The sequence below is a fragment of the Streptomyces sp. 135 genome (assembly GCF_020026305.1).
GTDB lineage: Bacteria > Actinomycetota > Actinomycetes > Streptomycetales > Streptomycetaceae > Streptomyces.
This window is the reverse complement of the sequence record NZ_CP075691.1, coordinates 1,837,360-1,857,848: the sequence shown is the minus strand read 5'-3', so window position 1 is coordinate 1,857,848 and position 20,489 is coordinate 1,837,360. Positions and strand designations below refer to the sequence as shown.

The 20,489-nt window shown below is 72.7% G+C and carries 21 protein-coding genes; 16 read left to right on the top strand and 5 right to left on the bottom strand.

All coding sequences use genetic code 11. The features are described from left to right. Positions 1 to 35: 35 nt before the first annotated feature. The 10 genes from KKZ08_RS08330 (at position 36) to KKZ08_RS08285 (ending at position 11,003) form a co-directional block, all read left to right on the top strand. Entirely contained in the window at positions 36 to 662 is a 627-nt protein-coding gene (locus KKZ08_RS08330) for an NUDIX hydrolase (RefSeq protein ID WP_223773835.1), read from the top strand. Positions 663 to 971: 309 nt separating this feature from the next. Then, entirely contained in the window at positions 972 to 2,951 is a 1,980-nt protein-coding gene (locus KKZ08_RS08325; RefSeq protein WP_223778957.1) for a tetratricopeptide repeat protein, read from the top strand. A 145-nt stretch (positions 2,952 to 3,096) separates the two neighbouring features. Then, positions 3,097 to 4,212 (top strand): alanine dehydrogenase, encoded by a 1,116-nt coding sequence (gene ald, locus KKZ08_RS08320; protein WP_223773834.1) that lies wholly within the window; start codon positions 3,097 to 3,099, stop codon positions 4,210 to 4,212. A 399-nt stretch (positions 4,213 to 4,611) separates the two neighbouring features. Then, positions 4,612 to 5,742 (top strand): ParA family protein, encoded by a 1,131-nt coding sequence (locus tag KKZ08_RS08315; protein WP_205039437.1) that lies wholly within the window; start codon positions 4,612 to 4,614, stop codon positions 5,740 to 5,742. Then, a complete protein-coding gene (locus tag KKZ08_RS08310) occupies positions 5,727 to 6,326 on the top strand; it encodes a hypothetical protein (RefSeq protein ID WP_223773833.1) in 600 nt (199 codons plus the stop codon). Before KKZ08_RS08315 ends, KKZ08_RS08310 begins: the two co-directional genes overlap by 16 nt. Positions 6,327 to 6,344: 18 nt before the next feature. Continuing rightward, a complete protein-coding gene (locus KKZ08_RS08305; RefSeq protein WP_223773832.1) occupies positions 6,345 to 7,337 on the top strand; it encodes a segregation/condensation protein A in 993 nt (330 codons plus the stop codon). Beyond that, positions 7,334 to 7,990 carry an SMC-Scp complex subunit ScpB gene (gene scpB / locus KKZ08_RS08300; protein WP_223773831.1) on the top strand — a complete coding sequence of 219 codons (657 nt, stop codon included), beginning with the start codon at positions 7,334 to 7,336 and terminating at the stop codon, positions 7,988 to 7,990. Before KKZ08_RS08305 ends, scpB begins: the two co-directional genes overlap by 4 nt. 12 nt (positions 7,991 to 8,002) lie before the next feature. Next, a complete protein-coding gene (locus KKZ08_RS08295) occupies positions 8,003 to 9,187 on the top strand; it encodes a pseudouridine synthase (protein WP_223773830.1) in 1,185 nt (394 codons plus the stop codon). An 89-nt stretch (positions 9,188 to 9,276) separates the two neighbouring features. Continuing rightward, the gene (locus KKZ08_RS08290; protein ID WP_223773829.1) at positions 9,277 to 10,002 is read left to right on the top strand and encodes an NUDIX domain-containing protein; all 726 of its coding nucleotides are present in this window, start codon (positions 9,277 to 9,279) and stop codon (positions 10,000 to 10,002) included. After that, positions 9,999 to 11,003, top strand: coding sequence for an ADP-ribosylglycohydrolase family protein (locus tag KKZ08_RS08285; RefSeq protein ID WP_223773828.1), 1,005 nt, complete (start codon positions 9,999 to 10,001; stop codon positions 11,001 to 11,003). The genes KKZ08_RS08290 and KKZ08_RS08285 overlap by 4 nt, the downstream gene beginning before the upstream one ends. A 20-nt stretch (positions 11,004 to 11,023) precedes the next feature. Here KKZ08_RS08285 and KKZ08_RS08280 read toward each other — a convergent pair whose 3' ends face one another. After that, complete coding sequence (locus KKZ08_RS08280) at positions 11,024 to 11,752, bottom strand: nucleotidyltransferase domain-containing protein (RefSeq protein WP_223773827.1); 729 nt, start codon at positions 11,750 to 11,752, stop codon at positions 11,024 to 11,026. A 155-nt stretch (positions 11,753 to 11,907) separates the two neighbouring features. On the opposite strand from KKZ08_RS08280, the gene aroH reads away from it, so the two are divergent. From aroH to der, 5 genes are all read left to right on the top strand, one after another. Then, on the top strand, positions 11,908 to 12,270 hold the full coding sequence (gene aroH / locus KKZ08_RS08275) for a chorismate mutase (RefSeq protein ID WP_223773826.1): 363 nt from the start codon (positions 11,908 to 11,910) through the stop codon (positions 12,268 to 12,270). Then, positions 12,267 to 13,352: a prephenate dehydrogenase gene (locus KKZ08_RS08270; RefSeq protein WP_223773825.1), complete on the top strand. Its 1,086-nt coding sequence runs from the start codon at positions 12,267 to 12,269 to the stop codon at positions 13,350 to 13,352. The genes aroH and KKZ08_RS08270 overlap by 4 nt, the downstream gene beginning before the upstream one ends. A gap of 122 nt (positions 13,353 to 13,474) precedes the next feature. Next, complete coding sequence (gene cmk, locus KKZ08_RS08265) at positions 13,475 to 14,170, top strand: (d)CMP kinase (protein WP_223773824.1); 696 nt, start codon at positions 13,475 to 13,477, stop codon at positions 14,168 to 14,170. Continuing rightward, on the top strand, positions 14,167 to 14,814 hold the full coding sequence (locus tag KKZ08_RS08260; RefSeq protein WP_223773823.1) for a lysophospholipid acyltransferase family protein: 648 nt from the start codon (positions 14,167 to 14,169) through the stop codon (positions 14,812 to 14,814). The genes cmk and KKZ08_RS08260 overlap by 4 nt, the downstream gene beginning before the upstream one ends. An 82-nt stretch (positions 14,815 to 14,896) precedes the next feature. Continuing rightward, on the top strand, positions 14,897 to 16,375 hold the full coding sequence (gene der, locus KKZ08_RS08255) for a ribosome biogenesis GTPase Der (protein ID WP_223773822.1): 1,479 nt from the start codon (positions 14,897 to 14,899) through the stop codon (positions 16,373 to 16,375). 114 nt (positions 16,376 to 16,489) lie between these two features. Here the strand turns inward: der and KKZ08_RS08250 are convergent, their stop codons facing one another. Together KKZ08_RS08250 and KKZ08_RS08245 are read right to left on the bottom strand one after the other, a co-directional pair. Next, positions 16,490 to 16,816: a hypothetical protein gene (locus tag KKZ08_RS08250; RefSeq protein ID WP_223773821.1), complete on the bottom strand. Its 327-nt coding sequence runs from the start codon at positions 16,814 to 16,816 to the stop codon at positions 16,490 to 16,492. 181 nt (positions 16,817 to 16,997) lie between these two features. Further along, the gene (locus KKZ08_RS08245; RefSeq protein WP_223773820.1) at positions 16,998 to 17,780 is read right to left on the bottom strand and encodes a hypothetical protein; all 783 of its coding nucleotides are present in this window, start codon (positions 17,778 to 17,780) and stop codon (positions 16,998 to 17,000) included. Positions 17,781 to 18,204: 424 nt separating this feature from the next. Here KKZ08_RS08245 and KKZ08_RS08240 point away from each other — a divergent pair, with 424 nt between their 5' ends. Continuing rightward, positions 18,205 to 18,855: a transglycosylase family protein gene (locus tag KKZ08_RS08240; RefSeq protein ID WP_223773819.1), complete on the top strand. Its 651-nt coding sequence runs from the start codon at positions 18,205 to 18,207 to the stop codon at positions 18,853 to 18,855. Here the strand turns inward: KKZ08_RS08240 and KKZ08_RS08235 are convergent. Then, entirely contained in the window at positions 18,836 to 19,513 is a 678-nt protein-coding gene (locus KKZ08_RS08235; RefSeq protein ID WP_223773818.1) for an ATP-binding cassette domain-containing protein, read from the bottom strand. The genes KKZ08_RS08240 and KKZ08_RS08235 overlap by 20 nt on opposite strands. Positions 19,514 to 19,523: 10 nt before the next feature. After that, on the bottom strand, positions 19,524 to 20,177 hold the full coding sequence (locus KKZ08_RS08230) for an ATP-binding cassette domain-containing protein (RefSeq protein ID WP_263303399.1): 654 nt from the start codon (positions 20,175 to 20,177) through the stop codon (positions 19,524 to 19,526). Positions 20,178 to 20,489 lie beyond the last annotated feature (312 nt).

Below are 20,489 nucleotides of genomic sequence, written 5' to 3'. Positions count from 1 at the left end.
GGTTTTCGTTTGCACGTGTGGGAGGACAGCGCGACATGACCATCAAGGACACCGCCGAGGAGTGGCAGGTCACAGCCACCCAGACCCCCTTCGTCGGGAACAAGACCTCGGTGCGCACCGACGACGTGGTCATGCCCGACGGGTCCGTCGTCCACCGCGACTACCAGGTCCACCCCGGCTCGGTGGCCGCCCTCGCGCTCGACGGGGAGGGCCGCGTCCTGGTCATCCGCCAGTACCGCCACCCCGTCCGCCAGAAGCTCTGGGAGATCCCCGCGGGCCTGCTCGACGTCCCCGGCGAGAACCCGCTGCACGCCGCGCAGCGCGAGCTCTATGAGGAGGCGCATGTCAAGGCCGGGGACTGGCGTGTCCTGACCGACGTCTACACCACCCCCGGCGGTTGTGACGAAGCCGTGCGGATCTTCCTCGCGCGCGATCTCGCCGAGGCCGAGGGCGAGCGCTTCGAGGTCTTCGAGGAGGAGGCCGACATGGAGGTCACCCGGGTGCCGCTCGACGAGCTGGTGCGCGGGGTGCTCGCCGGTGAGCTGCACAACAACTGCCTGGTCGTGGGCGTGCTTTCGCTGTACGCCGCGCTGAACGGCGACGGCGTGGACGCGCTGCGCCCGGCCGAGGCGCCCTGGCCGGCCCGCCCCTTCGAGGCGTAGCACCCGGGAAGACGGGACGGAACAGGGTGGCGGCGCACGAACGGCCCCACCGATATGACGATCCGCTGATCCGATCGGGGGACTTGTGGGCGTCGCGCGACCGGGGGCGCCGCAGGGCCTGAACTAGGCTCTGAAAGCGTCCCGCCCAAAGTCCCGGCGGGTTCGTGCGCACGCGGACGGGAGTGACCCGTGACGGATCAGGCGGTCGACACGGACGGTACGGCGGCGGGTGGTGTGGTGCCCTCGCACGCCGACGCCGACGCCGATTCGGAGTCGACCGGTGCCCAATTCGTCGGTCGGCTCCGGGAGTTGAAGGAACTGCGCGCCGACATCGACCGGGCGGGGCTCGACACCCTGTCCGGCCGCAAGGCGCCCCGCGCCCGCGTCCTGCTCATCGCGGGCCGCCCCGGCTCCGGCCGCACCGCGCTCGCCGAGGAACTCGCGCGACAGCTCGCCGCCGACTACCCCGACGGCCTGCTGCGGGCCCGCCTCACGGAGCCCGACGGCACGCGGGTCCCCACGGAACGCACCGCCCGCGAACTCCTCGACGCCCTGGCCGTCCCCGCACCGCCCGGCGCCTGCGAGGACACCCTGTCCGAACTGTTCAGGGACGCCCTGAAGGAGCGCAGGGCCCTGCTCCTCCTCGACGACGCGGTCGACGCCGAGCAGGTCGACCCGCTGCTTCCGGACACCCCCGACTGCCTGGTCGTCGCCGTCTCCGGGGGCCCGCTCACCGGCATCCCCGACGTCCGGCCGTGCACGCTCGGCGGCCTGGACAAGGCGGCCGCGGTGGAACTGCTCGCCCGCGCCGCCGGACCCGTACGCATCACGGTGGACCCGCGCGCCGCGGAATCCCTGGTCGAGGCGTGCGAGGCGCACCCGGCGTCCCTCATGCTCGCCGGGGGCTGGCTCTCCGCGCGGCCCAAGGCCGCCGTCGCCGACCTGGCCAAGCAGGTGCACGACCTGGCCGAGGAGACCTCGCCGCTCGCGCGTGTCTTCCGGCAGGCGTACGCCACGCTCTCGGGCCCCTCCGCGCGGATACTGCGACTCCTCTCCCTCGCCCCGGCCGGGCACGTCGACCCGCACACCGCGTCCGCGCTCGCGGGCTGCTCGGTCTCCGGGGCCAAGGCCGCGCTCGGGGACTTCGCCGCCCTCGGGCTCGTCAGGCCCGTGGAGTCCTCGATCCCGCAGTACGAGGTGCCGGGCTGCCTGGTGCCGCTGCTGCGCAACCTCACCGAGACCCTGGACCGCCCGGCCGAGATCCAGCTGGCCCGGGCCCGGATGCTGGAGCGGACGGTACGGCTGCTCCAGGCCTGCCGGGCGGTCACCGAGACGGACGGCGCCGCCGCCCGCGACAAGCACGAGGGACTGCCGCGCGCCGTCCGCTTCCCCTGCCGCGCCGACGCCGCGCAGTGGCTGCGGATCCGGCAGCCCGCGCTGCTCGCCGCCGCCCGGCTCGCGGTGGCCGACGGCGAGCTGGACACCCTCGCGCGGCGCCTGATGGCGGCCCTGACCCGGGCCCTGGTCGCGCACCGCGGACCCGAGGACGCCGCCCCCGAGCTCTACGGCATCCACCGGCTGGTCCTCGACGTGGCCGAGCGGCGGGACCTGCCGCGCGAGAAGGCCGCCGCGCTGCTGAACCTCGCCGATCTGGACGCGCGCACGGGTCGTACCCGCGAGGCGCTGGCGCGCTACCGGGCGGCGCTGGATGCGGGACGGGCGGCGGCCGATCCGTACGCCACCGGACGCGCGATGGAATCCGTAGGCGGCGCCTATCAGGAGCTCGGGGACTGGTCCCGGGCCTGCGACTGGTACGGCCGGGCCCTGGCCCAGCGCCTCGCCCGCGGTGAGCGCGCCGACGCCGCCCGCCTGTACGGCCGCATCGGCGTCGTGCACACCTACGCGGGCCGCTATGGAGAGGCGCTGCGCAACTGGAGCTCGGCAGTCACCGGCCACCGCAAGAACGGCGATGTGGCCGCCCAGGCAAGGGCGTTGAGCGAGATGGCGCGCGTGCAGGAGTACGCGGGCCGGCCCGAGGAATCGCTGCGTACCTGCCAGGAAGCCGTCGAGTGGGCACGGCACGCCAAGGACGTACGCCTCCAGGCGGCGCTCCAGCTGCGCCTCGCGGACACCCTGGAGCGGCTCGGCGACCCGGCGGCCGCCCGGCTGCACAGGGGTGCCGCCGAGCGCATGCTGGGAACTGAGCACCAGGAAGCTGTGAGGCTTGAAACAAACGGTGGAGCAGCGCCTTCCGCCTACGAAATCCGTAGTGCATCCGCAGAAGATTGAAGCTTTGAAAGGCTAGACAGCGGGAAATCCTTCATTAGACTGGCTCCGCCGCGTACATCCGTGGTGCCCCCCGCTGCGCCGTCGCGTGCACCGGTCTGGGGTGCATTGCCCGAAAAATCCCCTGAGCCAAGGACCGTGATCGACGATGAAGGTCGGCATCCCCCGCGAGGTCAAGAACAACGAGTTCCGGGTGGCCATCACCCCCGCCGGCGTGCACGAGCTGGTGCGCCACGGCCACCAGGTCGTCATCGAGCGGAACGCCGGCGTCGGCTCCTCGATCACGGACGACGAGTACGTCTCGGCCGGTGCCCGGATCCTGGACACCGCCGATGAGGTCTGGGCCGCCGCGGACCTGCTCCTGAAGGTCAAGGAGCCCATCGCGGAGGAGTACCACCGCCTCCGCAAGGACCAGACCCTCTTCACCTACCTGCACCTCGCCGCGTCCAAGGAGTGCACGGACGCGCTCCTGGAGTCGGGCACCACCGCCATCGCGTACGAGACCGTCGAGACCGCGAACCGCGCGCTCCCGCTGCTCGCCCCGATGTCCGAGGTCGCGGGCCGCCTCGCCCCGCAGGTCGGCGCCTACCAGCTGATGGCCGCCAACGGCGGCCGCGGCGTCCTGCCCGGCGGCGTCCCCGGCGTGGCCGCGGGCAAGGCCGTCGTCATCGGCGGCGGCGTCTCCGGCTGGAACGCCGCGCAGATCGCCATCGGCATGGGCTTCCACGTGACCTTGCTCGACAAGGACATCAACAAGCTCAAGGAAGCCGACAAAATCTTCGGCACGAAGATCCAGACCGTCGTCTCCAACGCCTTCGAGCTGGAGAAGGCCTGCCTGGAGGCCGACCTCGTCATCGGTGCCGTCCTCATCCCGGGTGCCAAGGCCCCGAAGCTGGTCACCAACGAGCTGGTCTCCCGCATGAAGCCGGGAAGTGTTCTTGTCGACATCGCGATCGACCAGGGCGGCTGCTTCGAGGACTCGCACCCGACCACGCACGCCGAGCCGACCTTCCCGGTCCACAACTCGGTCTTCTACTGCGTGGCCAACATGCCCGGCGCGGTGCCCAACACCTCCACCTACGCGCTGACCAACGCGACGATGCCGTACATCGTCGAGCTGGCGAACCGCGGCTGGGTCGAGGCCCTGCGCCGCGACCCGGCGCTGGCCCTGGGTCTCAACACCCATGACGGCAAGGTCGTTTACAAGGAGGTCGCCGAGGCCCACGGTCTCGACCACGTCGAGCTGGAGTCGCTCCTCGGCTGACCCACGTGACCGACTTCGGTCGGTCCCGGACGCTTTCGGTGCCTTCCGTCAACGAAAGTCGTCAATCTCACGCCCACGGCCGGACCTTGAGAGGGGTCCGGCCGTATGCGTATCAGTGTGGACACGCTCAACTCGCCTTGAACGTCGCCCTTTAACCGTTTCGCCCACCCCGGAAACGCGCCGTCGGTGAGCCGTGCGCCCTTGACATCGGGGTGTTCCGTTGCCGACACATCGGGGCCGGTCCGGCGGATTGTGTTGCTGCGGAGTGGTGACACGCCATAGAGTCGCCAACCGTCGGCATGGTGCCACGCTGACCTATCGAGAAATTTCCTGGTCACCAAGGAGGTAAGACGACTTGTGAATGAGTCGACATTTGCTCCCGGGGGTGGTCAACCAGGAATGTCTGTGCGGGACCAAGGACCCGTCGGGCTCGAGGCTGTCGGCTCCGTCGCTGTCCGCACCTTCGAAGCCCGGCAGAGCCCCCAGCCGACACAGTCAGCACCCCAGAGCATGGATGGCCATCACGTGAACGCCATGGCCGGCGACCGGAGTGGCGATAACACCCACACCCACCTCGCCGACTACGAGGAACTGCCCCAGGGGCACTTCTACGACCCCGACGCCGAGTACGAGCCCGATCCGGAGTACGCGGCCACGCTCGCGCCGGACGCCGCCCGTCAGCGCCGTGAGCGCATCGGCCCCACGGGACGCCCGCTGCCGTACTTCCCGATCCCGGGTCCGCTGACCGACCACGGTCCGGCGAAGATCATCGCGATGTGCAACCAGAAGGGCGGCGTCGGCAAGACGACGTCGACCATCAACCTGGGCGCGGCCCTCGCGGAGTACGGACGCCGGGTCCTGCTCGTCGACTTCGACCCGCAGGGCGCCCTCTCCGTGGGCCTCGGGGTGAACCCGATGGAGCTGGACCTGACGGTCTACAACCTCCTCATGGAGCGCGGCATGTCCGCCGACGAGGTGCTCCTGAAGACGGCGGTCCCCAACATGGACCTGCTGCCCAGCAACATCGACCTGTCGGCCGCCGAAGTGCAGTTGGTGAGCGAGGTCGCGCGCGAGTCCACGCTCCAGCGGGCGCTCAAGCCGCTGATGCAGGACTACGACTACATCGTGATCGACTGCCAGCCCTCGCTCGGCCTGCTCACGGTGAACGCCCTGACGGCGGCTCACAAGGTGATCGTGCCGCTGGAATGCGAGTTCTTCGCGCTGCGCGGTGTGGCCCTGCTGACGGAGACCATCGAGAAGGTCCAGGAGCGGCTCAACCCCGACCTGGAGCTCGACGGCATCCTCGCGACGATGTACGACTCCCGCACGGTGCACAGCCGTGAGGTGCTCGCGCGCGTGGTCGAGGCCTTCGACGACCACGTCTACCACACGGTCATCGGACGCACGGTCCGCTTCCCGGAGACCACGGTCGCCGGTGAGCCGATCACGACGTACGCCTCCAACTCGGTCGGCGCGGCCGCCTATCGTCAGCTCGCCAGGGAGGTGCTCGCCCGGTGTCACGCCGAGTGAGTCTGCCCGGGGCCGACGAACTGTTCCGCACGACCGGGGGGACGGCTCTCCAGTCGTCGTCCCCGCGGCGCCCGGCGAACGGCGAGGCGAGGGTGCCCGCCCCGGCGGGCGAGAGCGACGAGACGGCGGCCACGGCCGAGAGCAGCACGCAGGGCGACGGCGGTGAGGCGGCCGAACACGCCGCCGCCGACGCGGAGTCGGGCTCCGGCGAGTCCCGCAGCCGCGGCGCCGGTGACGCGGACAAGAGCACGGGACGCGGTTCGTCGTCTGCGGCGGCGCAGGAAGGTTCTGCCGCCCAGGGCGGCGGCAAGTCCGGCGGCTCGTCGACCGCGCAGGCGCGGCGCCGGGCACGGGCGGCCAACCGGCGGCCGAGCGGCCGCGAGCGGCACGACGAGAAGATCACCGTGTACGTCTCCGCCGAGGAGCTGATGGACCTCGAACACGCGCGCCTCGTGCTGCGCGGCGAGCACGGCCTCGCGGTCGACCGCGGGCGCATCGTGCGGGAGGCCGTCGCGGTCGTCCTCGCGGACCTGGAGTCGCGGGGGGACGCGAGCATTCTCGTACGACGGCTGCGCGGGCGGTAGGAGTAGCGTTCCCGCCTGATGGCCATGAACGACGACCCCGCGCCGCAGCCTGCCCGCCGACGCGCCCTGGGGCGCGGGCCGGGGGCGGCTTCGGTGGAGCCTGTCGCGGAGCCGGAGCCGGAGCCCGTCGCGGAGCCGGAGCCGGAGCCCGTCGCGGAGCCGGAGCCGGAGCCCGTCAAGGAGCCGGAGCCTGCCGCCGCACCCGGCGACGGGCGGTTCAAGGTTCGGCTCGCGAACTTCGAAGGGCCCTTCGATCTGCTGCTCCAGCTCATCGCCAAGCACAAGATGGACGTCACCGAGGTCGCGCTGTCCAAGGTGACCGATGAGTTCATGGCGCACATCCGGGCCATGGGGCCCGACTGGGATCTCGATCAGACGACCGAGTTCCTGGTGGTCGCCGCCACGCTGCTCGACCTGAAGGCGGCCCGGCTGCTGCCCGCCGCCGAGGTCGAGGACGAGGCCGATCTCGCGCTGCTCGAAGCGCGGGACCTGCTCTTCGCGCGGCTGCTCCAGTACCGCGCGTACAAACAGATCGCGGACATCTTCAGCGGGCGGCTGGAGGAGGAGGGCCGGCGCTATCCGCGCACGGTCGGGCTCGAACCGCACCATGCCGAGCTGTTGCCGGAAGTCGTCATCAGCATCGGCGCCGAGGGGTTCGCCAAGCTCGCCGTGAAGGCGATGCGGCCCCGCGCGAAGCCGCAGGTGTACGTCGACCACATCCACGCCCCGCTGGTGTCCGTGCGGGAGCAGGCGGCGCTGGTCGTCGCCCTGCTGCGGGAGCGGGGGGAGGTCGGCTTCCAGGTGCTCGTCCAGGACGCGGGGGACACCCTGACCGTCGTCGCGCGCTTCCTGGCCCTGCTGGAGCTCTACCGGGAGAAGGCCGTCGCCCTGGACCAGGAAGACCCCCTGGGAGAGCTGACGGTGCGCTGGACCGGCGGCGACAGCGCCGAGGAGCCGGCCGTGACGGACGAGTTCGACCGGGCCCCCGAGCCGATGGAGGAGAAGGCGTGAGTGCTCAGAGCCCTGCGGGGGACCTGGCCGGCGCGGTCGCGGACCTGGAGCTGCGGCCCGCTCTGGAGGCCGTCCTGATGGTCGTGGACGAGCCGGCCACCGAGGAGCACCTGGCGAAGATTCTCCAGCGGCCGCGGCGCGCGGTCGCCGACGCGCTGCGCGAGCTGGCCGACGAGTACACCGTGCAGAAGCGGGGCTTCGAGCTGCGGCTCGTCGCGGGCGGCTGGCGGTTCTACACCCGGCCCGAGTACGCCGCGGCCGTGGAGGGCTTCGTGCTCGACGGGCAGCAGGCGCGGCTCACCCAGGCGGCCCTGGAGACCCTCGCGGTGGTCGCGTACCGCCAGCCGGTCAGCCGTTCGCGGGTCTCCGCGGTGCGCGGCGTGAACTGCGACGGCGTGATGCGCACGCTCCTCCAGAGGGGTCTGGTGGAGGAGGCGGGCGCGGAACCCGAAACAGGTGCGATCCTGTACAGGACGACGAACTACTTTCTGGAGCGGATGGGCCTGCGCGGCCTGGACGAGCTTCCGGAGCTCGCGCCCTTCCTCCCCGAGGCGGACGCGATCGAGGCCGAGAGCCAGGAAGGCGTTCCGTCGTTCGACCCGGACGCACCCGATGCGCTGGGGTACGAGTACCCCCAGGACACAGCCGACTAGACGGAACTTTTGATGCGAAGCAGCAACGGCAGGAACAGCAGCGGAAACAACGGCGGGAGCCGTGGTGGCAACAGCGGCGGCCGTGGCAGCAGCGGTGGCCGCGGCAATTACCGGGGTGCCGGTAACAGCCGCGACGACAGGCAGGGTCCCAAGCAGGGCTTCGGCCAGGGAGGCAAGCAGGGCGACAAGCGCGACGACAGGCCGAGCCGGCCGAGCAAGCCGCGCCCCGAGGAGCGTCGCTACGACGTGAACCCCGCCGACGGCGGCCCCGGCCCCCGCAAGGGCCGTGGCGCGGCCGCGCGCGGTGGCGCCAAGGGCGGCCCCCGCACCTCCCAGGGCACCGGCGCCCGCGGCAGCCGTCGCGGCGCACCCGCGACGTCCCGCGAGTTCGACGTCCGCCAGGAGGAGCGCAACCGCGAGCGGTACGCGGACAAGCCCAAGGTGAACATCCCCAAGACCTTCCCCGGCGCCGAGCAGGAGGGCGAGCGGCTCCAGAAGGTCCTGGCCCGCGCGGGCTACGGCTCGCGCCGCGCCTGCGAGGAGCTGGTCGACGAGGCCCGCGTCGAGGTCAACGGCGAGATCGTCCTTGAGCAGGGCCTGCGCGTCGACCCCGAGAAGGACGAGATCAAGGTCGACGGCCTGACGGTGGCCACGCAGTCGTACCAGTTCTTCGCGCTGAACAAGCCCGCCGGTGTCGTCTCCACCATGGAGGACACCGAGGGCCGCCAGTGCCTCGGCGACTACGTGACCAACCGCGAGACGCGGCTCTTCCACGTGGGACGGCTCGACACCGAGACCGAGGGCGTCATCCTGCTCACCAACCACGGTGAGCTCGCGCACCGCCTGACCCACCCCAAGTACGGCGTGAAGAAGGTCTACCTCGCGCACATCGTGGGCCCGATCCCGCGTGACCTGGGCAAGCAGCTCAAGGACGGCATCCAGCTGGAGGACGGCTACGCCCGCGCGGACCACTTCCGCGTCGTCGAGCAGACCGGCAAGAACTACCTCGTCGAGGTCACCCTGCACGAGGGCCGCAAGCACATCGTGCGGCGCATGCTCGCCGAGGCGGGCTTCCCGGTCGACAAGCTGGTGCGGGTGGCCTTCGGGCCGATCACGCTCGGCGACCAGAAGTCCGGCTGGCTGCGGCGCCTGTCGAACACGGAGGTCGGCATGCTGATGAAGGAGGTCGACCTCTAGGCCTTACCGGCCTTCGGGGAATCCCTTGCGTGGACCACCCCCCTCTCTTTATAGTCATCGAGACCATAAAGAGAGGGGGGTGGTCGTGCATGCAGGGATACGACAAGCACGCCTACGAACCGTTCGCCGTCACCGTCGACCTCGCGGTGTTCACCATCCGCGAGGGCACGCTGCACGTGCTGCTCGTCGAGCGCGGCCAGGAGCCGTACGCGGGGCGCTGGGCGCTGCCCGGCGGCTTCGTGCTGCCCGACGAGTCCGCCGAGAGCGCGGCGCGGCGCGAGCTCGCCGAGGAGACCGGCCTCGCGGACGTCACCGGGCTCCACCTGGAGCAGGTGCGCACCTACAGCGAACCGGACCGCGACCCGCGCATGCGGGTCGTCTCCGTCGCGTACGCGGCGCTCGTCGCCGACCTGCCGGAGCCACGCGGAGGAGGCGACGCGGCCCGCGCGGCCTGGCTGCCGTACCGCCCGGCGGCCGACCGCCCGCTCGCCTTCGACCACGACCGGATCCTCGCCGACGCCCACGACCGGATCGGCGCCAAGCTGGAGTACACCGGGCTCGCCACGGCCTTCTGCGCCCCCGAATTCACCCTCGGCGAGCTACGACAGGTCTACGAGGCGGTGTGGGGCGCGGAGCTCGACCCCGCCAACTTCCGGCGCAAGGTCGTCGGCACCCCGGGGCTCGTCGAGGCCGTCCCCGGAGCCGCGCGGCTGACCGGCGGCCGCGGAAAGCCCGCGGCGCTCTTCCGCGCGGGCACCGCCACCACCCTCCACCCGCCGCTGCCGCGCCCCACCACGGAAGGACGGACCTCATGAAGCGCGCCGCCACCGGAGCCCTGCTGGGCCTCGCCCTCGGGGACGCGCTGGGTTTCCCCACCGAGTTCAACGACGTGCCGTCGATCCTCGCCAAGTGCGGGCCCTGGCGGGGCATGGAGCTGCCGAAGTCCGCGTACATCACGGACGACACGCAGATGACCCTCGCGCTCGCCCGCGCCCTCAAGGCGGCCGCCGAGCGCGGTCTGTGCGGCCCCGAGCGGTTCGCGCACCTCGCGCGGCGGGAGTTCGTCGCGTGGAACGAGTCGCCGGACAACAACCGCGCCCCTGGCACGACCTGCATCCGGGCCTGCGAGCTGCTCGCCGACGAGGGGCGGGCCTGGTGGGACGCCAGCCAGCTGCACTCCAAGGGGTGCGGCGCCAACATGCGGGTCGCGCCGCTCGGGCTGCTGCCCGGCATCGACGACGACGTGCGGGCCGGCGCCGCCCAGCTGCAGTCCGCGCTCACCCACGGCCACCCCACCGCGCTCGCCGCGAGCGACCTGACGGCGTACGCGGTGCGGCTGCTGGCCCGGGGCGCGGAGCCGATGGGCCTGGTCGGCCTGCTGCGCTCGTACGCGCTGGAGAACCGCACCCGCTACCGGGAGGCATGGCTCGGCGACCTGTGGACGCGCGCCCAGGCGTCCTCGCCGGAGCGGTTCGTCGCCCACGGCTGGGACGAGTGCCTGGCCGTCCTGGAGCGGCTGGAGGGAGCGCTGCGGCATGCCAACCCCGAGACCGACCCCTGCCTGGCCACAGGTGAGGGCTGGATCGCCGAAGAGGCGCTCGCCACCGGGCTGCTCTGCTTCCTGATGTTCGTCGACGAGCCGGTCACCGCGCTGCGCAGGGCGGCCTGCACATCCGGCGACTCGGACTCGATCGCCTGCCTGGCGGGGGCCTTCGCCGGTGCCCACCTCGGCGCCGACGCCTGGCCCGCCGAGTGGGTCGAGCGGATCGAACACCGGGACGAGCTGCTGGCGTTCGGGGCGCTCTGGGACGCCTGAGCCCGGCGGTCCCGGCCGGCTCAGGCCGCCAGGGCCGAAGCCCGCCGGGCGCGCAGGAGGAAGTCCGCGACCCGGTCCTGGTCCGGCTCGGCCGGCAGCGGGCTGTCCCGGACCGCCTCCCGCGCCTCGGCAGCGAGGCGGTCCATCCACGCCTCGACCTCCGGCCAGGGCACCTCACCGCGCTTGACCGCGAGGAGCGGCTCCCGCTGGCCGCCGACGTCGATCGTCAGCTCACCGGTGCGCAGCAGATCCCGGCAGGACATGAGCAGGCGCAGCAGATGCATGGCGTGCTTCCAGCGGGGGCCGCCGTGGAGGCGGATGTCCGCGTCCAGCTTCTTGCGCTGGCCGGCCGCGTAACCGCTGAAGGTGGCGTGGACCCGGCGGGAGAGGAACGCCCCGCGCAGCGCGAGCAGTTCGCGGCCGGTGTCCGTGACGTGTTCGACGTGCGGGGAGTGCAGGCACTCCAGGATGTTCGGGTTGGCGCGCAGCGCGAGGGCGCAGAACCGCTCCAGCTCCCAGGAGAACTGCTCCTCGGCCGGGCCCTCGACATGCGTCGGCGGCTTCGCGAAGCGCCAGAACAGCGTGGTCGGCGCCTGGAAGACACCTCTGCGGTCGGTGTCGCTGTCCTGCGTGGCCAGACCGAAGGCCCGCGAGCCCATCACGCACGCGTAGATGGTGTGGTCGCGGACCAGAGCCAGGTCCGTGGCCCGGCCCGGGCCGAGGTCGAGGGCGCGGTCCTGAGGGTGCATGCGGGGAGCGTACGGCGGCTGCCGGGGGAGGGCGTTCGAATTTCCGGCGGGAAAGCCGCTCCCGTCTCGGCAGACGGGCGCCGCGCGCTCCCGCCCCGGGCGCTGACTACGCTTGCCGTACAGCAGTCAGACGTACGCGAGCGAGGAGCAGCACTGTGGCGGTACGAGCGGTCCGGGGCGCCGTCCAACTGGAGCGGGACGAGGCCGGGCACATGGGCGAGCAGGTCAGGGCGCTGCTCACCGCCATCCTGGAGCGGAACGGACTGACGGACGACGACCTGATCAGCATCTGGTTCACGGCCACGCCCGACCTGCACGCCGACTTCCCCGCGGCGGCCGCACGCGGCATCGGCCTCGCCGACGTACCGCTGATCTGCGCCCAGGAACTGGACATCGAGGGCGCCATGCCCCGCGTCGTCCGCGTCCTCGCCCACATAGAGACCGACCGCCCCCGCTCCGAGATCGCGCACGTCTACCTCGGCGCCGCCGCCGCACTCCGCAAGGACATCGCCCAGTGAGAACCGCCCTCGTCATCGGCACCGGCCTGATCGGCACCTCCGCCGCCCTGGCCCTCGCCTCCCGCGGCGTCACCGTCCACCTCGCCGACCACGACCCGGCGCAGGCCCGCACCGCCGCCGCGCTCGGCGCGGGTACCGACGAATCCCCTGAGGGACTTGTCGACCTCTGCGTCGTCGCCGTACCGCCCGCGCACGTCGCCGCCACCCTGGCCGACGCCATGCGGCGCGGGGCCGCCCGCGCCTACCTCGACGTGGCGAGCGTCAAGGGCGGCCCGCGCCGCGAGCTCCAGGCGCTCGGCCTCGACCTCACCCCGTACATCGGCACGCACCCCATGTCCGGCCGCGAGCGCAGCGGCCCGCTCGCCGCCACCGCCGACCTCTTCGAGGGGCGGCCCTGGGTGCTCACCCCGACCCGCGACACCGACACCGAGGTGCTCAACCTCGCCCTGGAGCTGGTCGCGCTCTGCCGGGCCGTGCCCGTCGTCATGGACGCCGACGCCCACGACCGCGCGGTCGCCCTCGTCTCCCACATGCCGCACCTGGTCTCCAGCATGGTCGCGGCCCGCCTGGAGCACGCCGAGGAGACGGCGGTGCGCCTGTGCGGCCAGGGCATCCGCGACGTCACGCGCATCGCCGCCTCCGACCCCCGGATGTGGATCGACATCCTCTCCGCCAACCCCGGCCCGGTCGCCGACCTCCTGGCGCAGGTCGCGGACGACCTGGACGAGACCGTGACGGCGCTGCGCGCGCTCCAGTCCGCCGACGAGGAGAAGCGCAGCCAGGGCGCCGCGGGCGTCGAGAGCATGCTGCGGCGCGGCAACGCGGGCCAGACCAGGGTGCCCGGCAAGCACGGCTCGGCCCCGGCGGCGTACGAGATCGTCGCGGTGCTCATCAACGACCAGCCCGGCCAGCTCGCCCGCATCTTCGGCGACGCGGACCGCGCGGGCGTCAACATCGAGGACGTACGCATCGAACACGCCACCGGCCAGCAGGCGGGCCTGGTGCAGCTCATGGTCGAGCCGAAGGCCGCGCCCGTGCTCAGCGCGGCGCTGCGGGAGCGGGGCTGGTCGATCCGGCAGTAGGCGGCCCGCGGGGGCCCGTGGAAGGGGCTGTCGGGGCCGGGTGCGCGAGCCAGTAACCTTGTGCGGGGCGTGTTCGCGCCCCGCCACCCCGCCCCGCGTACCGCGAAAGGTGCCCGCCCCCCGTGGAAACCGCAGCAACCGCCGCCCCGGCAGCAGTGATCGTCGCCATCGACGGGCCCTCCGGCACGGGCAAGTCGAGCACCTCCAAGGCCGTCGCCGCCCAGCTCGGCCTCAGCTACCTGGACACCGGCGCCCAGTACCGCGCGATCACCTGGTGGATGGTGCACAACGGCATCGACCTCACCGACCCCAGCGCGATCGCCGCCGTCGCGGGCAAGCCCGAGATCGTCTCCGGCATAGACCCGGGCGCCCCGACCATCACGGTCGACGGCACGGACGTCGCGGGCCCGATCCGCACCACCGAGGTCACCTCCAAGGTCAGCGCGGTCAGCGCCGTCCCCGAGGTGCGCGCCCGCATCACCGAGCTCCAGCGCGCCATCGCCCGCTCGGCGGACAAGGGCATCGTCGTCGAGGGCCGCGACATCGGCACGACCGTGCTGCCCGACGCCGACCTGAAGATCTTCCTCACCGCCTCGCCCGAGGCACGCGCAGCCCGCCGCTCCGGCGAGCTGAAGGGCGCCGACGTCAAGGCGACCCAGGAAGCCCTGATCAAGCGGGACGCGGCCGACTCCAGCCGCAAGACGTCCCCGCTGGCCAAGGCCGACGACGCCGTCGAGGTCGACACCACCGAGCTCACGCTCCAGCAGGTCATCGAGTGCGTCGTCACCCTCGTCGGGGAGAAGCGGGCCGCGAAGTGACCGAAGGTGCTTCGGAGCGGGGCGCGGAGGTCGGCCGCCGCATCGGCGTCGGCCTCATGTACGGCCTGTTCAAGCCGCGGGTCCTTGGCTCCTGGCGGGTGCCCGCACGTGGCCCCGTGATCCTGGCCGTCAACCACGCGCACAACGTGGACGGCCCGATGGTCATGGGCGTCGCGCCCCGGCCGACGCACTTCCTGATCAAGAAGGAAGCGTTCATCGGCCCGCTCGGCCCCTGCCTGGAGGCCATCGGCCAGGTGAAGGTGGACCGCTCGATCGCCGACCGGACGGCCATCACCCGCGCCCTCGGCGTCCTGGAGCAGGGCGGCTGCCTCGGCATCTTCCCGGAGGGCACCCGGGGCGAGGGCGACTTCGCCTCGCTGCGCGCCGGACTCGCCTACTTCGCCGTCCGGTCCGGCGCCCCGATCGTCCCGGTCGCGGTACTGGGAAGCACCGACAAGCGCGGACGGCTGGTAAAGCAGCTGCCCCCGCTGCGCAGCCGGGTCGACGTCGTCTTCGGCGACCCGTTCGAGGCGGGCGACGGCAGCGGCCGCCGCACGCGCAAGGCGCTGGACGAGGCGACCGTGCGCATCCAGGAGCGGCTCTCCGCCCACCTGGAAAACGCCAGGCGCCTGACCGGGCGCTGAGCGAGACTTATCAAGTAGTGCCCCGGTCCGACGTACGGGCCGCTGCACCGATCACCACGATGAACGACGAGGTACGGACTTCATGAGCGACCAGATCCAGCCCGAGGGCGACGGCTTCGCCGAGCACGACCACGGGGCGCTCGGCGACGCCGAGTACGCGCAGTTCATGGAGCTCGCCGCCGAGGAGGGCTTCGACGTCGAGGACGTCGAGGGCGCCATCGAGGAGGCGGGCCACGGCCCGCTGCCCGTCCTCGCCGTCATCGGCCGCCCCAATGTCGGCAAGTCGACTTTGGTGAACCGCATCATCGGCCGCCGTGAGGCCGTCGTGGAGGACCGCCCCGGCGTGACCCGCGACCGCGTCACCTACGAGGCCGAGTGGTCGGGCCGCCGCTTCAAGCTCGTCGACACCGGCGGCTGGGAGCAGGACGTGCTCGGCATCGACGCGTCCGTCGCCGCCCAGGCGGAATACGCCATCGAGGCCGCGGACGCCGTGGTCTTCGTCGTCGACGCCACGGTCGGCGCCACCGACACCGACGAGGCGGTCGTACGCCTGCTGCGCAAGGCCGGCAAGCCCGTCGTCCTGTGCGCCAACAAGGTCGACGGCCCCTCCGGCGAGGCCGACGCCACCGCCCTGTGGGCGCTCGGCCTCGGCGAGCCGCACCCCGTCTCCGCGCTGCACGGCCGCGGCACCGGCGACATGCTGGACGCCGTCCTGGAGGCGCTGCCCGAGGCGCCCGAGCAGACCTTCGGCACGGCCATCGGCGGCCCCCGCCGCATCGCGCTCATCGGCCGTCCGAACGTCGGCAAGTCCTCCCTCCTGAACAAGGTGGCGAACGAGGACCGCGTGGTCGTCAACGAGATGGCGGGCACCACCCGCGACCCGGTCGACGAACTCATCGAGCTGGGCGGCGTCGTCTGGAAGTTCGTCGACACGGCGGGCATCCGCAAGCGCGTCCACCTCCAGCAGGGCGCCGACTACTACGCCTCGCTGCGCACCGCCGCCGCCGTGGAGAAGGCGGAGGTCGCGGTGATCCTCATCGACGCCTCCGAGAGCATCTCGGTCCAGGACCAGCGCATCGTCACCATGGCCGTCGAGGCGGGCCGCGCGATCGTGGTGGCGTACAACAAGTGGGACACCCTCGACGAGGAGCGCCGCTACTACCTGGAGCGGGAGATCGAGACGGAGCTCGCGCAGGTCGCCTGGGCGCCCCGGGTCAACGTCTCCGCGGCCACCGGCCGGCACATGGAGAAGCTCGTCCCGGCGATCGAGACGGCCCTCGCGGGCTGGGAGACGCGCGTGCCGACCGGCCGGCTGAACGCGTTCCTGGGCGAGATCGTCGCCTCCCACCCGCACCCGGTCCGCGGCGGCAAGCAGCCCCGCATCCTCTTCGGCACCCAGGCGGGCACGAAGCCGCCGCGCTTCGTCTTCTTCGCGTCGGGCTTCATCGAGGCGGGCTACCGCCGCTTCCTGGAGCGCCGCCTGCGCGAGGAGTTCGGCTTCGAGGGCACGCCGATCCACATCTCGGTGCGGGTGCGCGAGAAGCGCGGCCGCAAGAAGTAGCCGCCAAGTGGGTGTACGCCGCCGAGTGGGTGTACGCCGCCAAATGGGTGTACGTACGTGAATGCCCGGCCCCCCGATTCCGGGGGGCCGGGCATTTCGCTGTGCCCGGGGCTCTCAGAGCTCGCGGCGGGGGGGCGGTGGCAGGGCCGCGGGGACGTGGTGGTGGCCCGTGGCGTGCGGGTCGTGCTGGCCGTAGCGACCCAGCTGGAACTGCCCGAAGTACTGCGTGCCGTACGGCCCCGTGCCGAAGGCGGTGAACCCCAGATGCTCCTCGCCACTGCGGTCGCCCGGCAGGGCCCGGAAGGCTCGGCGGTACTCCGAGTACAGCGTGTCGTAGATCGGTGTGGCCGAGCGCTCGCCCGTGGCGTCCTGCGCGGTGCGCATGGACGGGATCGGGTTCTGATACGCCGGTCGGGAGCGGGAGGGGTCGTATGTGTGCACGTCTGTGCCAACGAAACCGCCGCCCGACGGATGCGGGGGCGGCGTCGCTTTCCGGCTCGGGCAGGAGCGTGACCGGCGCGTTCGCGGCTCGGGACGCTTGCGCGGGCACCCGGTCGGGTCCGTGTCCGGGCCCGGGCGGGTGTCCGCGCGGCTCCGGTCAGGTGTCCGCCGCCCGGCCCGGTCAGGTTCCGGCGAGCGGCATCATGGACGCGACGAGCTGCCCGCGGGCCGCGGTCCTGTCCAGGGCGTCCCGCAGCAGGTCCTCGCGCGGCTGGCGGCCGATGGAGCCGGCCGGGGCGGCGAAGAGCAGCACGCTCTGCGTCTTGTTCGCCGCGGCCCGCCAGGCATCGGTGACCTGGAGCGGCTGGTGCGCCTGCCACCAGGCGACGGGGGAGCCGCCGGCCGTGCCGGGTTGCAGGACGGCGTGCAGCCGGCCCATGGCGAGCAGTACCGACCAGCCGTGCAGCACGGGCGGGAGGCCGTCGAGGGAGACCACCGGCATGAAGCCCTGCTCGATCAGGAGCGGCAGGAACTCGTCGCCGCTGTCGGTCGCGGCGCCCGGGCGGGCGATGGGCCCGGTGGGCTCCACGACGAGCGCGGGGCGCAGCTCGCCCTCGATGAGGACCAGGCCGCTGGTCACGCCGAGCACGGCCTGGCTGGGGGCGGTGTCGCCGGGTCCCTGGGCGTCCTCGCCGGTGATGGACCGCACGGCTCCCTGGAGCTGCTCCTCGGAGACCGTGACGATCTGGGAGGGCAGGCAGGTGGCGTGGGCGAAGGCGAGCACGGCGGTCTCGTCGCCGATGAACAGGACCGTGCTGGTGCGTTCCTGTTCGGAGTCGCCCGGAGTGCGGCAGGACGTGCAGTCGTAACTGCCCGGGGTGTTCTCTCCGGCGAGCAGCCGGTCGGCTTCTTCGTCGCCGATCTCGGCGCGTACGTCGTCGCTGACGTCGAGCATGCGCGGCACGGGTGGCTCCTCGGGATCGTCACAGGGGGTGCTTGGGGTGGGTGTGCCGAGCCGGGGGGTGCCCGGCTCATGAGAAGACAACGGCGGATCAGTGGCGCAAGTCACGGATGGCGGTGAACGGAATCGAACCATCCACGGCGGAGCGTGAGCCGACCGCCGGAATACGTCACTCCGCGCCAACGGTCCTGCCGCACAGGGGAGTTGGACCGGCGAGGTGGGTCATGGATTCAGGGGGGCGCTGGTCGATAAATGCGGATAACAGCGAATGAAGTGGGTGGCCGGATCTCGCTGTTACCGAAGGTAACGCGCAATTGGCCTGGACCACTGCTGGGCCTGCCGGGCCCGAGCCTCCGTCCGGGTGGGGTCGCGGCCGCGGCGGCGCGGCATGTCCCGAGGCCGCGCCGTCGCTGCCTAGCGTGACCCGATGCACCTGACGCATTATCTGACGAATCCGACGCCGGCCGCGCGTCTCACGTCCATGAGCGTGGTCGTGGGCGTGGCCCTGGCCGCGGTGGCGCTGCCACCGGCCACCGCGGCCGCGGCTCCGCCGTCGCTGCCGGCGGCCCCGCCCGCGGAGTTCGACTGTTCCACCGCCAAGGGGCCCTGGGACTGCCTCGCCCAGTGCGAGAGCGGCGGCAACTGGCAGACCAACACGGGCAACGGCTACTACGGAGGGCTCCAGTTCTGGCAGCCCACCTGGGAGGCGTACGGCGGGCTCAAGTACGCGCCGCGCGCCGATCTCGCCACCAGAAAAGAACAGATCAAGGTCGCCGAGAAGGTGCTGCGCACCCAGGGCTGGAAGGCCTGGCCCTCCTGCTCCAAGAAGGTCCGGATCGACAGGTTCGACCGGCGGGAGCAGGACGAGCGAGGCGACCGGAGTGATCGGGGCGCGCGGGAGCGGGGCGGACGGGGCGCGCACGTCGTCGCGCGCGGGGAGACGCTGAGCTCGATCGCCCAGCGGTACGGCGTCAAGGGGGGCTGGAAGGCCCTCCACCAGGCCAACGAGGACGTCGTCGGGAGCAACCCGCACCTGCTCGGCACCGGCGCGCGGCTCGTCATTCCCGGGCGGCGCTGAACTCCGCCGCCTCACCGCTGCGGACCACCGCGCCCCGGCGCAGCTCATGCACCAGGACCGCCGTCCGGCTCGCGCGTTCGCGCCAGGCGGGCGGCAGTCGCTGTTCGGCCACGACCACGCAGGTGTCCGGGCCCGCCAGGTCGGCCAGCAGGGCGTGGCTCCGGGCCGCGACGGGCGGTGACATGCCCTGCGTCGGTTCGTCCACGAGGATCACCGAGGCCCGCGCGAGCAGGGCCCGGGAGAGGGCGAGCATGCGTTGCTCGCCGCCCGAGAGGGTGCCCGCGCGGCGGGAGAGCAGGGGGCGCAGCTCGGGATAGGCGGTCAGGGCGTGGCCGAAGCCGCCGTCGGCGCGGGAGAGCTCCAGGTTCTGCGCGACGGTGAGGGAGGAGAACACCGCCCGGCGGTCCGGTACGAAGCACAGGCCGCGGGCCGCCCGTTCGTGGGCCGGGCTGCGGGTGATGTCACGTCCGTCGTGGCGCACGGCTCCCGCGGAGAGGGGGAGCGTGCCGGCCAGGGCGCGCAGGGCCGTGGTGCGCCCGGAGCCGTTGCGGCCCAGGAGGACGGTGAGGGCGGCGGCGGGCGCGGCCAGCGTGATGCCGTGCAGGGCCTCCAGGGGGCCGTAGCGGACGTGGGCGTCGCGCAGTTCGATGCCCCTCATGCGGCGCCTCTCATTCGACGTGCCCTGTTTCGGGGGCCGCTTCCCGTGCTCCGGGGGTCGTTTCCAGTACGTGGTGCGGTGGGCCGGAGGCGACGATGCGGCCCGCCGCCATCACGTGCACGGTGTCGGCGAGGTCCGCCACCAGGTCGAGGTCGTGCTCGACGACGAGGAGCGCCACGCCGTCGGCCGCCAGGGCGCGCAGGAGGGTGGCCAGGGCGGCCGTCTCGGCGTCGTCCAGGCCGGCGGCAGGCTCGTCCAGGAGCAGGGTGTGGGGCGTGCCGGCGAGGGCTCTGGCGAGTTCGGTGCGGCGCAGCGTGCCGGTGGGGAGGCCGGTCGCCGGTCGGGTGCGGAGGTGCGTCAGGTCCAGGAGGCGGAGCGCGAGGGGAGTGGCCCGGGGCACGGCCCCGGGGTTCTGTTCCGCGCCCACCCGGACGTTCTCCGCGATCGTCAGGGACGGGAAGAGCGCCGGTTGCTGGAAGGTGCGGGCCATGCCGAGGCGCGTACGGGCGTGGGCGGGGAGCCTCGTGATGTCGCGGGCGCCGAGTGTGACGCGGCCCGTGTCGGGGCGCAGGGTGCCGGCCAGGCAGTGGAAGAGGGTGCTCTTGCCCGCGCCGTTGGGGCCCACGATCGCGGTGACCCGGCCGCGGGGAACGGAGAGGGTCACGTCGCGCAGGGCGGTGAACCCGTCGTAGGCGAGGGTGAGGTGGTGGGCCGTCAGTGGCGGTGGCCCGCCGGGGCCGCCGAGGCCGCTGGTGGCGGTGGGAGGGGGCGGCGCGGGGCGTGGCCGTCGGGCGGGGCACCGGGCGCGGGTGCCGACGGCCCCGGGCGGGCCTGCGGGCGCGGCGGAGGGCGTCGCGGGCGGCCGTGCCGAGGGCGGTGAGGCGGACCGGGCGGTGGAGGCGGCGCGTGGCGGTGCGCAGCGCCTCGTAGGGCCCGCCGGGGAAGCGGCCGATCAGCACCGCGAGGACGCCGACCA